We start from the raw sequence: 12,176 nt of genomic DNA on the forward strand, positions 1-12,176 counted from the left end.
GACTCGGGGAGCTCGTGACGACTCGGGGAGTTCGTGACGACTCAGGGAGTTCGTGACGACTCGGGGAGCTCGTGACGACTCGCGTGCGGGTCAGGCGGCCGGGACGCGCGGGCGGACGAGCTGCAGCACGTGCGCCGCGGCGCGGTCGGCGCCGGCGAGGAGCGGCGACGGCGTGCCGGGCGTCGCGCCGATGGCCGAGCCGGGCTGCACGTCGTTGGCGGGGATGCCGAGCACGACGACGCGCTCGTCGGCGTCGCCGCGGGCATCCAGCAGCAGGTACCGGTCCGCCGTCACGTCCAGCGTGCGGGTGGTCACGGCGGTGCCGTCGGACGCCCGGCGCTCGTGCAGCCGGGCGCGGCCGGTGTCGAGCAGACGCCGCAGCAGCGGGTCCTCGGTGGTGTCCACCTGTCCCTTCGACATGCGGGTCTCGGCGAACGCCCGGGCCCGGTGGACCCGCCCCTGCACGTGCGACCGCGCGACGAACGCACCATCCTCGACGGTCACGGCCATGCCCTCGCCGACGAGCTCGACCACGCCGGCGCCGACGAGGGCGAGCAGCTGCGCGGTGCGCTCCGGCGGAGGCCCGGAGGCGAGCGCCAGGCCCAGCGGGTCGAACCACCCGTGGACGTCGGCGACGGCGGACCGGGCGTCGATCGCACCCACCGCCACGAGCCGGCCCACCTGCCCCCGCACGGCGGCCAGGGCGCGGTTGACCGCCGCCCGCGGGCTGCGCAGCGGCTGCGTGATCGACTCCAGCTCGGCCGCCCGCCAGCGCTCGACCCAGGCGTCCCAGGCGGCGCCGTCGGGCCGGGCCACCTCGGGCCGGTCGAGCCTGGTGACGTCGACCCACCAGGCGGGATCGGTGACGAGCTCCCGGACGGTCTGCCCCAGCCCGTCGGCGGGCACCACGGCGAGCCGGGCCACGAGCTCGTCGACGTCGCCGGCCCGGACCACGCCGGGGCGGACGTCGAGCAGCGTGCGCAGGTGGGCGAGGACGAGCTCGCGGGCGATCTGCGGCCAGACGTCCCGGACGAAGTCCTGGCCCGGCACCTGCGCCACGGCGTCGAACCACTCGCGGGTGGCCAGCAGCGGCACGTACGCCGGGGGCAGTGCGCCGTAGAAGGACTTGCTGCGATAGGGCAGTCCCCGCCGGGAGCCGACCAGCAGGTGGGGCTCACGCCCGGACGGCACGTAGGACAGGTCGAACGGTGAGTCGCCGGCGACGAAGCGGCCGCCGCGGCCGGCGGTCAGCTGCGCGACCACGTCGAAGAAGTTCGCCCCCAGGCCCGCCACGAGCACGTCCTCGCCGGCGGGGAGGACGGTCCAGTCACGTTCCGCCGGCATCCCGGGCTCGACGTACGTGAGCCCGTGCCGGGCCGCGGCGTCCACGAACGCCTCGGTCGTCCGGCTGCGGCGCGCCTGGACCATGCCCTGGGCGAGGACGACCACCGGGGCCGTCAGGGTCGTCCCGTCGGCAAGGTGGACCCGGCGCGTCCCGTCGTCGGCGGTGAGGTCCACGACCGTCCCGACCACCTCGTCCACGTCGACACCGCCGCGGGCCACGACCGCCGCCAGCTGCTCGCGGTAGTACACCCCCTGGAGCCGGCGGGTCGGGTACGACCACGGCCGCAGCCCGGCGACCTCCTCGGCCACCCAGGCGGGCCGGTCCGGCGGTGCGTCGGGCGACGCCGCCCAGGCCACCAGGTCGGGACCGGACGTGACCGGGCCGTCCATCGGCGTGGAGGCGTCGGGGTAGATCGTGGTGTGGGCCGCGTAGGTGTTGTTGAGGAAGTGCGGGGTCTGGTCGGTCCGCCACGTCGCCCCGGCGCCGACCTCGAAGGCGTCCACGAGCGCCACCCGGACCGGAGCGGTGCCGTCGTGGCGGGCGGTCAGCCGCTCGACGACGGCGACCCCGCGCGGGCCGCCGCCGACCACCACCAGGTCGTGGGTGCTCACGCGACGTCCCCGGCGGCGGTGCCGGCCGGACCGCCTGCGGGGTGGGCGGTGCTGGACGTCATGGCTGTTCCTCCGGCTGGGCGTGGTTCCGGCGGGCCCGCTCACGCTGGCGTGCCCGTCCGGGGTGCTCACGATCCGGGGGCCGCGGCGGCGCGGCCAAGGCGCCGTGGGTGAAATCTCACCATGCGGTCCGGATCCACCGGGCACGGCCCGACCGTCGGGCCGGCATCCAGGCTCTTCGTCAGTGGACGATCCGGAACTTCTCGTACAGCCTTCGCATCGGCGCCGGCGCCCACCAGTTCCACTTCCCGAGCAGGGTCATCGTCGCGGGCACGAGCAGCATGCGCACGAGCGTGGCGTCCACGAGCACGGTCACCGCCAGGGCCACGCCCGCCTGCTTGATGACGATGAGCTCGCCGGTGACGAAGCCGGCGAAGACGGCGACCATGATGAGCGCCGCGGAGGTGATGATGCGCCCGGAGCGCTGCAGGCCCCGCTCGACCGCGGCGTCGTTGTCGTGCCCGACGTCCCAGTACTCCTTGATGCGGGCGAGGAGGAAGACCTCGTAGTCCATGGCGAGCCCGAAGCCGAAGGCGATCGCGATCGCCACCACGTAGGCCTCCAGCCCGGCCACCGGGGTGAAGTCCAGCAGGCCGGTCAGGTGGCCCTGCTGGAAGACCCACACCGTCACGCCGAGGGACGCGGTGAGGGAGAGCAGGTTGACCACCAGCGCCTTGAGCGGGACGAGCACCGACCCGGTCATGAGGAACAGCAGCACGAAGATCGCGACGACGACGACGGCGCCCGCGACGGGCAGCCCGGCGACGAGGGACTCGTTGAAGTCCAGCTGCACGGCGGCCTGGCCGGTCACCCAGGTCTCGTAGCCGGGGTCGATCGCGCGGACGTCCTCGACGGCGCGCGTCGCCTCCTCGCCGGCGGCGTCGGCCACGTCGAGGAAGACGGGCAGGACCGTGTGCCCGCCGGAGGCGGCCGGCTCGCCCACCATCTCCACGTTCTCGACGGCGGAGATCTCGTCCCGCAGCCCGCCCACGTCGGCCGGGGCGGCGTCGGCCACCACCGTCATCTCCGGCGTCCGGGCCCCGGGGTAGTCCTCGGCCAGCACGGAGATGTAGTCGCGCTGGTCGGAGTCCCGGGGGAGCAGGTCGGTGGTCGAGCTGCGCATCGACAGCCCGAGGACCGGGGAGGCGAGCAGCAGCAGCACGCCGAGCGAGCCCAGCATGAAGAACCACGGGTGCGCGTGGACGCGCCGGGCCAGACGGGAGAACATGCCCTCGGCCGGGGCGACGTCGCCGAGGCCGCGGACCAGGACGCGCAGCCCCGGCACGCGGGAGAGCATGGACGGCCGGCGCATGCGGTCGCCGAGCAGCAGCAGGATCGCCGGCACGAGCGTGACGGCGCAGGCGACGGCGAGCAGCACCGAGGCGATGCCCGCCGCGGCGATGGCGCGGAGCACCTCGGGGCGCATGAGCAGCAGCCCGGCGATGGCGAAGGCCACCGTCAGCGCCGAGAACACCACCGTGCGGCCCGCCGTCGCCACGGTCGTGCGCACCGCCTCGAGGAGGGCGGGGTCCCGGTGGCCGCGGCGACGACGCCGTACCGGGGGCGGGGGGACGTCGGCCGGGTCCGCGGCGTCGAGCCGGTGCAGCTCCTCGCGGTAGCGGGAGACGACCAGCAGGCCGTAGTCGATGGACAGCGCCATCGACATGACGGTGATGACGTTCACCACGAACGAGTCGACGTCGACGGTGTAGGTCAGCGCCAGCAGGATGCCGAGGCCGCCGACGATGGACACGAGCGCGCCGATGATCGGCAGGCCAGCGGCGAGGAAGCCGCCGAACACCACGACCATGATGAGCAGCGCCACCGGGAGGGCGAACACCTCGCCGCTGACGAGGTCCTGCTCGACCTGGCTGACGATGGCGTCGGCGAAGAGCGTGACGGAGCTGACGGTGCCCGTCGCGTCGGGCGCGACGTCCGACAGGTCCCCGGGCACCTCGCGGAGCCGTTCGACGACGGCGCTGTGCGCGGCGTCGGCCGTGTCGTCGTCGAGGTTCTCCTCCAGCACGACGGCCATGAGGAACCCGTCCTGCGCGGTCGAGACCAGACCGGCGGCGGCGGGGTTCGCCAGTCCTTCCGGGAGGGCGAACGGGTCGACGACGGACGCGACGCCGTCGATCGCGGCGAGGTCCTCGCGGGCCGGGCCGAGGGCGGCGGCGACCCCTTCCACGACCTGCTCGTCGGTCAGGTCGGTGCCCTGGACGAGGAGCGAGACCTGGTCGCCGCCCCTGCCCTCCTCGTCGAGGATCTCCTGCGCCTGCTGGCTCTCGGAGCCCGGCACCACCGGTGCGCCGGTCTGGAGCCGGTCGAACAGGCCCGGGCCGGCGAACCCGGTGAGGGCCGCGAGGCCGGCGAGGAGGGCGACCGCGGCCCAGACGGCGATCACGGTGCGCGGGCGCCGGGCGACGAGCCGGCCGATCAGGGCGAACACACGGGCCAGTTTCCCATCCCGCTCGGACCACCCGTGCACACGTCCCACGTGCACCCCACCGCCCGGACCAGCGGGTGCACCGGGCTAGCCTGGAGCGGTGGATCTCTTCGAGGCGGCCGGCGCGGACGACGTCGGCGTGCCCGCCGTCGGGCTGGGCGCCCCGCTGGCCGTACGCATGCGGCCGGCCACCCTCGACGAGGTGCTCGGCCAGGGCCACCTGCTCGAGCCGGGGTCGCCGCTGCGCCGCCTGGTGGAGCCCGCACCCGAGGGCCGACGGCGGATCGCGCCGTCGTCCGTGGTGCTGTGGGGTCCGCCGGGAACGGGCAAGACCACGCTGGCCTACCTGGTCGCGCACGGGTCTGGCCGGCGCTTCACCGAGCTCTCCGCCGTCACGGCGGGGGTGAAGGACGTGCGCGCCGTCGTCGAGGACGCGCGCCGGCGCCTCGTCACCTCCGGCGAGGAGACCGTCCTGTTCATCGACGAGGTCCACCGCTTCTCCAAGACCCAGCAGGACGCGCTCCTGCCGTCGGTGGAGAACCGGTGGGTCACCCTGGTCGCCGCCACCACGGAGAACCCGAGCTTCTCCGTCATCTCCCCGCTGCTCTCACGCTCGCTGCTGCTCACCCTGCGCCCGCTCGCGGAGGAGCACGTGCGCGCCCTGGTCGACCGGGCGCTCACCGACGAGCGCGGCCTCGGCGGCGCCGTGACCCTCGACGACGACGCCGCCGACCACCTGATCCGCCTCGCCGGCGCCGACGCGCGCAAGGCGCTGACGATCCTCGAGGCCGCCGCCGGCTCGGCCGAGGCCGCGGGGGAGGACTCCATCACCCTGGGGTCCGTGGAGCGGGCCATCGACGTCGCGGCCGTGCGCTACGACCGCGCGGGCGACCAGCACTACGACGTCATCTCCGCCTTCATCAAGTCCATGCGGGGCTCCGACGTCGACGCCGCCCTGCACTACCTCGCGCGGATGGTGGTGGCGGGGGAGGACCCGCGGTTCATCGCCCGGCGCATCGTCATCGCCGCGTCCGAGGACGTCGGGATGGCTGACCCGTCGGCCCTGCAGACAGCCGTGGCCGCCGCGCAGGCGGTCCAGCTCATCGGCATGCCCGAGGCGCGCATCATCCTCGCGGAGGCCGTGGTCCACGTGGCCACGGCCCCGAAGTCCAACGCCGCCTACAAGGCGGTCGACGCGGCGATCGCCGACGTGCGGGCCGGCAAGATGGGCCCCGTCCCGGCGCACCTGCGCGACGCCCACTACGCCGGCGCGAAGGGGCACGGGCACGGCGCCGGCTACCAGTACTCCCACGACGCGCCGCACGGCATCGCCGCCCAGCAGTACGCCCCGGACGACCTCGTCGACGCGCGCTACTACCAGCCCACCACGCACGGCCACGAGCGGGAGATCACAGCCCGCCTCGACAGGATCAGGCAGCTGCTGGCCGGCCGGTGATGCTAGGCTTTTCCGGTTGCCCGCGCCCGGTGCGCAGGTAGCCACCCTGGGGTCATGGCCATCGGGTCGACCCCGCGCCGCACGGCATCCGCCGTCGCCGGTGTGACGTCAACAACGACAGGAAGTTCATTCATGGCAGTGAGCCGCACGCGCCGTCAGGTGCGCCTTTCCCGCGCCCTGGGCATCCCGCTGACCCCCAAGGCCGTCAAGTACTTCGAGAAGCGCCCGTACGGCCCCGGTGAGCACGGGCGCGCCCGTCGCCGCACCGAGTCCGACTACGCGGTGCGTCTGAAGGAGAAGCAGCGTCTGCGCGCCCAGTACGGCATCCGCGAGGCGCAGCTGCAGCGCGTCTTCGAGGAGGCCCGCCGCGAGCAGTTCCTGACCGGTGAGTCCCTCGTCGAGCTGCTCGAGATGCGCCTGGACGCGCTCGTCCTGCGCTCCGGCTTCGCCCGCACCATCGCCCAGGCGCGCCAGGCCGTCGTGCACCGCCACATCCTGGTGGACGGCAAGCTCGTCGACCGTCCGTCCTTCCGCGTGAAGCCCGGCCAGGTCATCCAGGTCAAGCCGCGCTCCCAGACGATGGTGCCGTTCCAGGTCGCCGCCGCCGGCGCGCACCGCGACGTGCTGCCCAACGTCCCGGCCTACCTCGACGTCCAGGTCGAGAAGCTACGCGCCGAGCTGGTCCGCCGCCCGAAGCGTGTCGAGGTCCCCGTGACCTGCAACGAGCAGCTGGTCGTCGAGTACTACTCGCGCTGATCCGCACCCCTCGTACGCGACGCCCCGGGCAGCCGGCCCACCATGCCGGTTCCCGGGGCGCTGCCGTTGGAGGCCCCGTCCGCGGGCCGCTGCCGTCGGAGAGCCGGTCCGTGGCCGCCGCCGTCGGAGGCCCGGTTCCCGCGCCGCCGCCGTTGGAGGGTAGATTCCTTCCGGCGGCGTCGGCCCAGGTGGAACCGCACGCCGGACTCTCTGACCCTCGTTCCAAGGAGCCCACATGTCCGTCGGTGACATCGCCGGTCTCATCGCCGCGATCGCGTTCGTGGCGCTGGTGATCTTCCTCGCCGTGCCCCTGCTCAAGCTGGGCAAGGTCCTGGACGAGGCACGCGGCACCGTGCGTCAGCTCACCGAGCACACGCTCCCCGCGATCGACGAGGCCGCCCAGACCATCCGGGCCACCAACGGCCAGCTGGAGAAGGTCGACACCATCACCACCTCGGCCGCGCAGGTCACCGAGGACGTCTCCGCGCTGACCACGCTGGTCTCCGCCACCGTCGGCGGGCCCCTCATCAAGCTCTCCGCCTTCTCCTACGCGGTGCGCAGCGTGCTCGGCGGGAACGGGCGGCAGCGATGAACCCCCGTGTGCTCATCGGCGTCGGCCTCCTCGGCGTGACGCTCGCCGGAACCGCGATCCTCCTCGCGGCGGGCCGTGCGCCGTCGGTCCTGGAGCGACTTCGTGCTCTCCCGCAGGACTTCACCGCCGCCTACCGCGAGCGTGAGGCGGAGCTGCGCGCCGCGCTCCTGCCCGACGACGACGCCGCCGCGGCCGCCCGTGCCGACGTCGCCGCCCGGCGCGCCTCCGGGCGCGGGTTCGGCGCCGTCCCCGCCACCTGGCAGGCCGCCCCCGCGGGGCCCCGCGCGGCGGGGTCCGGGCCGTCCGGAGCCGTCAGCCCCGACGACGCGGACGACCTGCCCTACGAGTTCTGACTCTTCACGCCAAGCCCCACCGACCCGAGGAACCATGCGCACCGCCGAGATCCGCACCCGCTGGCTGGACTACTTCGCCAAGAACGACCACCACATCGCGCCTTCCACGTCGCTGGTCTCGCCGGACCCCTCGATCCTGTTCACGATCGCCGGCATGGTCCCGTTCATCCCCTACATCGTCGGCACCGAGAAGGCACCCTGGCCGCGGGCCGCCAGCGTGCAGAAGTGCATCCGCACCAACGACATCGAGAACGTCGGCCGGACCACGCGGCACGGCACCTTCTTCCAGATGTGCGGCAACTTCTCCTTCGGTGACTACTTCAAGGAGGGGGCGGTCAGCTACGCCTGGGAGCTGCTCACCAGCTCGCACGCCGAGGGTGGCTACGGCCTCGAGGGCGACCGGCTCTGGGTGACGGTCTGGGACCAGGACGCCGAGGCGCTCGACGCGCTGAAGAGGGTCGGTGTCGACCCGGCGCACATCGTGCGCCTGCCCCGGGAGGAGAACTTCTGGGACACCGGTCAGCCCGGCCCGGCGGGTCCGTGCGCCGAGTTCCACTACGACCGCGGCCCGAAGTACGGCCCCGACGCCGAGGGCGGCACCGTCGACCCGGGCGGCGACCGCTACCTCGAGGTGTGGAACCTCGTCTTCGACCAGTACCTGCGCGGCGAGGGCCGGGGCAAGGACTACCCGCTCCTGGGCGAGCTGGAGCACAAGGCGATCGACACCGGGCTCGGCCTGGAGCGCGTCGCCTACCTGCTCCAGGGCAAGGAGAACATGTACGAGATCGACGAGGTCTTCCCCGTCATCTCGGCCGCCGAGGAGATGTCCGGCAAGACCTACACCCTCGGCACGAACAGCCAGGACCCGGACGACGTGCGGCTGCGCGTGGTCGCCGACCACGTCCGCTCCTCCCTCATGCTCATCGGCGACGGCGTGCGCCCCGCCAACGACGGGCGCGGCTACGTGCTGCGCCGCCTCATCCGCCGCGCCGTGCGCTCGATGCGCCTCCTGGGCGTCGACGAGCCCAGCCTGCCGGTGCTCCTGCCCGTGTCCAAGGACGCGATGAAGGCGTCCTACCCGAACGTCGAGCAGGACTTCGACCGCATCTCCCAGGTCGCCTACGAGGAGGAGGAGGCGTTCCGGCGCACGCTCACCTCGGGCACGACGATCCTCGACACCGCCGTCGCCAAGGCCAAGCAGGCCTCCCCGAAGGCGCCCGTCCTCGGCGGCAAGGAGGCGTTCGCCCTTCACGACACCTACGGGTTCCCGATCGACCTCACCCTCGAGATGGCGGCCGAGCACGGCGTCGACGTCGACGAGACCGGCTTCCGGCAGCTGATGGACGAGCAGCGTCAGCGCGCCCGCGCGGACGCCCTCGCGAAGAAGACCGGCCACGTCGACACCTCGCTCTACACGGAGCTGCAGGAGCGCCTCGGCGGGAACGTGCAGTTCCTCGGCTACACCGACGCGACGGCGGAGGCCCGCCTCGTCGGCCTGCTGGTGGACGGTCGCCCCGCCCCGGCCGCCACCGCGCCCGCGGACGTCGAGGTCGTCCTCGACCGGACCCCGTTCTACGCCGAGGCCGGCGGGCAGCTCGCCGACCAGGGCACCATCGCCTTCGAGGGCGGCGCCATCGTGGACGTCGCGGACGTCCAGGCGCCGGTCCGGGGCCTGTCGGTGCACCGCGGACGGCTCACCGAGGGCACCCTGACCCTCGACGAGAAGGGCGTCGCGTCCATCGACACCGCGCGCCGCAAGGCGATCGCCCGTGCGCACACGGCCACCCACATGGTGCACAAGGCGCTCCACGAGCACCTCGGTGACCAGGCGACGCAGGCCGGCTCGGAGAACGCGCCGTCGCGGCTGCGCTTCGACTTCCGTCACGGCTCGGCGGTGCCGGCGAACGTCCTGGGCGAGATCGAGGAGCGGGTCAACGCCCAGCTCGCCGAGAACCTCGACGTCACCGACGAGATCATGGACATCGACGAGGCCCGCGCCGCCGGCGCCATGGCGCTGTTCGGCGAGAAGTACGGCCGGCGGGTGCGCGTGGTCTCCATCGGCGGCGACTGGTCGAAGGAGCTGTGCGGGGGCACCCACGTGCCGGCGACCGGCTCCCTCGGGCTCGTCACCCTGCTCGGCGAGGCCTCCATCGGCTCCGGCGTGCGGCGCGTCGACGCCCTCGTGGGCGAGGGGGCGTACGGCTTCCAGGCCAAGGAGCACGCCCTGGTCAGCCAGGTCACCAACCTCGTCGGCGGACGCCCGGACGAGCTGCCCGAGCGCATCGACGCCCTGATGAACCGCCTGAAGGCGGCCGAGAAGGAGCTCGCGACGCTCAGGCAGGGCCAGCTGCTCGCCGGCGCCGGCCGGATCGCCGACGGGGCGGCCGCTGTCGGGACCGCGCGCGTCGTCACGCACGACGCCGGTGAGGTCGCCTCGGGCGACGACCTGCGCACGCTCGCGCTCGACGTCCGCTCCCGGCTGGGAGACGCCGCGCCCGCGGTCGTCGCGGTCGGCGGTGTGGCCAAGGGCCGCCCCGCCGTCGTCGTCGCCACGAACCCGACGGCCCGCGAGGCCGGCGTACGCGCCGGCGCCCTCGTGAAGCTGGCCGCCACCACGCTCGGCGGGGGCGGCGGCGGCAAGGACGACCTCGCGCAGGGCGGCGGCACGAACCCCGCCGCGCTGAAGGAGGCCCTGGACGCGGTCCGGGGCGAGGTCGCGGCCCTGGTGGGCTCGTGAGCGCAGGGCCGTCCGGCGGCCCCCCGCCGACGCACGGCGAGCCGGACCCGGGCGGCGCGCCCCCGGCCTTCCGGCGCGGCGTGCGGGTGGGCATCGACGTCGGCACGGTCCGCGTCGGCGTCGCGCGGTGCGACGCGTCCGGGATCCTCGCCACCCCGGTGCGCACGGTCGCGCGGCGCAAGGACGGCAAGGACGTCGCCGAGATCGCCCAGATCGTCCGCGAGCACGAGGCCGTCGAGGTCCTCGTCGGCCTCCCGCGCAGCCTCTCCGGCGGGGAGGGCAGATCTGCCCAGGCCGCACGCGGCTACGCTGTCCGGGTTGCGGCCGCCGTCGACGTTCCGGTACGACTCGTCGACGAGCGGCTGACCACGGTCAGCGCGCACCAGGCGCTGCACGCCTCGGGCCGTCCCGGCCGGAGGCACCGAGAGGTGGTCGACCAGGTGGCGGCGGTGATGATCGTGGAGCAGGCGCTCGAGGTCGAACGACGCTCGGGGAACCCCGCGGGTGAGCTCGTCCACCCCCAGGACCCGGCGCAGGACGAGGAGAACGCGTGAACTACCTCTTCGAGGGGTCGCAGATGCAGGACGAGCGCGTCGAGCCCCGGCGGGAACGGCGGGAGCAGCGACGCGCCGCCGAGGCCCGCCGACGCCGGCGCCGCCGTCGATCGTTCATCGTGCTCGCCGTCGCGGTGGCCCTCGTCACCGCCCTGACCGTCTGGGCCCTGCCCCAGGTGCGGCAGATGATCGCGGACCGCCCCACCGCCGCGGCGACCGACTTCCCCGGGCCGGGCCAGGGCGAGGTCGAGGTCCAGATCCCGTCCGGGGCGTCGGGCGCCGAGATCGGCCTCATCCTCGAGGAGGACGGGGTCGTGGCGTCGCAGCGCGCCTTCACGGAGGCGTTCCGGGAGAACGTCAACGCCTCACGCATCCAGCCGGGCACGTACACCCTGCTCAAGGAGATGGCCGCGGCCGACGCCGTCGCCGCGCTCCTCGACCCGGCCAACAAGGCCGAGGTCACCATCACCGTCCCCGAGGGCTTCCACGCCGACCAGGTCTACGAGCGCATCGCCAACGTCGCCCAGATCCCGCTGGAGGAGGTCGAGGCTGCCGCCGCGGACCCCGCCGGCATCGGTCTGCCGGCCGAGGCGGGCGGCAAGCCGGAGGGCTGGCTCGCGGCGGCGACGTACTCCTTCCAGCCCAGCGACGACGCGGCGACGATCCTGTCGACCATGGTCGAGCAGACGGTGTCCCGTCTCGACGAGCGCGGTGTTCCGGCGGACCAGCGCCAGGCGGTGCTGACGAAGGCGTCGATCGTCGAGCGCGAGGTGAACCTGCCGGAGTACTACGGCCACGTCGCGCGGGTCATCGAGAACCGGCTCGCGGACAGCGGGGACGTCAACCACCGGCTGCAGATGGACTCCACGGTGCTCTACGGCGTCGGCAAGGTCGGCGGCGTGCCGACCCGGGAGGACCTCGAGAGCGACACCCCGTACAACACGTACAAGCATCCCGGCCTGCCGCCGACGGCGATCGGTGCGCCCGGCACCGCCGCGATCGACGCGGTGCTCAAGCCGCCGGCAGGGGACTGGCTGTACTTCGCCACGGTGAACCTGGACACGGGGGAGACGAAGTTCGCGGCGACGCTGGAGGAGCACAACGCCAACGTCGCGGAGCTGCGCAAGTGGATGCAGGAGAACCCGCAGTCCGACGGCTGACGGCTGGTCCCTCCGTATCGCTGTCGGCCCACCTGGGACGGCGTGCCTGTGGACCGGGGGACCGCTCGCGCGGTCGCTCCTGGTAGACCTGTGCTGTCGGTCGGCG

General features: G+C 73.8%; 9 protein-coding genes. 7 read left to right on the plus strand and 2 right to left on the minus strand.

Translation table 11 applies throughout. The features are described from left to right. Window positions 1-90: 90 nt before the first annotated feature. Both ATJ97_RS02115 and ATJ97_RS02120 read right to left on the minus strand, forming a co-directional pair. A complete protein-coding gene (locus ATJ97_RS02115) occupies window positions 91-1,956 on the minus strand; it encodes an FAD/NAD(P)-binding protein (RefSeq protein ID WP_098482332.1) in 1,866 nt (621 codons plus the stop codon). A gap of 241 nt (window positions 1,957-2,197) precedes the next feature. After that, on the minus strand, window positions 2,198-4,465 hold the full coding sequence (locus tag ATJ97_RS02120; RefSeq protein ID WP_245862007.1) for an MMPL family transporter: 2,268 nt from the start codon (window positions 4,463-4,465) through the stop codon (window positions 2,198-2,200). Window positions 4,466-4,562: 97 nt separating this feature from the next. On the opposite strand from ATJ97_RS02120, the gene ATJ97_RS02125 reads away from it, so the two are divergent. The 7 genes from ATJ97_RS02125 (at window position 4,563) to mltG (ending at window position 12,070) form a co-directional block, all read left to right on the plus strand. After that, complete coding sequence (locus ATJ97_RS02125; RefSeq protein WP_098482333.1) at window positions 4,563-5,918, plus strand: replication-associated recombination protein A; 1,356 nt, start codon at window positions 4,563-4,565, stop codon at window positions 5,916-5,918. A 132-nt stretch (window positions 5,919-6,050) separates the two neighbouring features. Further along, the gene (gene rpsD, locus ATJ97_RS02130) at window positions 6,051-6,674 is read left to right on the plus strand and encodes a 30S ribosomal protein S4 (protein WP_098482334.1); all 624 of its coding nucleotides are present in this window, start codon (window positions 6,051-6,053) and stop codon (window positions 6,672-6,674) included. A 235-nt stretch (window positions 6,675-6,909) separates the two neighbouring features. Then, window positions 6,910-7,266, plus strand: coding sequence for a DUF948 domain-containing protein (locus tag ATJ97_RS02135; protein WP_098482335.1), 357 nt, complete (start codon window positions 6,910-6,912; stop codon window positions 7,264-7,266). Then, window positions 7,263-7,619 (plus strand): hypothetical protein, encoded by a 357-nt coding sequence (locus ATJ97_RS02140; protein ID WP_143426847.1) that lies wholly within the window; start codon window positions 7,263-7,265, stop codon window positions 7,617-7,619. The genes ATJ97_RS02135 and ATJ97_RS02140 overlap by 4 nt, the downstream gene beginning before the upstream one ends. Window positions 7,620-7,653: 34 nt before the next feature. Beyond that, entirely contained in the window at window positions 7,654-10,356 is a 2,703-nt protein-coding gene (gene alaS / locus ATJ97_RS02145; RefSeq protein WP_098482337.1) for an alanine--tRNA ligase, read from the plus strand. Between the two features lie 80 nt (window positions 10,357-10,436). Beyond that, entirely contained in the window at window positions 10,437-10,910 is a 474-nt protein-coding gene (ruvX, locus tag ATJ97_RS02150; RefSeq protein WP_098485150.1) for a Holliday junction resolvase RuvX, read from the plus strand. Further along, window positions 10,907-12,070, plus strand: coding sequence for an endolytic transglycosylase MltG (mltG, locus tag ATJ97_RS02155; RefSeq protein ID WP_211287018.1), 1,164 nt, complete (start codon window positions 10,907-10,909; stop codon window positions 12,068-12,070). The genes ruvX and mltG overlap by 4 nt, the downstream gene beginning before the upstream one ends. Window positions 12,071-12,176 lie beyond the last annotated feature (106 nt).

This window comes from Georgenia soli, from assembly GCF_002563695.1.
GTDB classification, from domain to species: domain Bacteria; phylum Actinomycetota; class Actinomycetes; order Actinomycetales; family Actinomycetaceae; genus Georgenia; species Georgenia soli.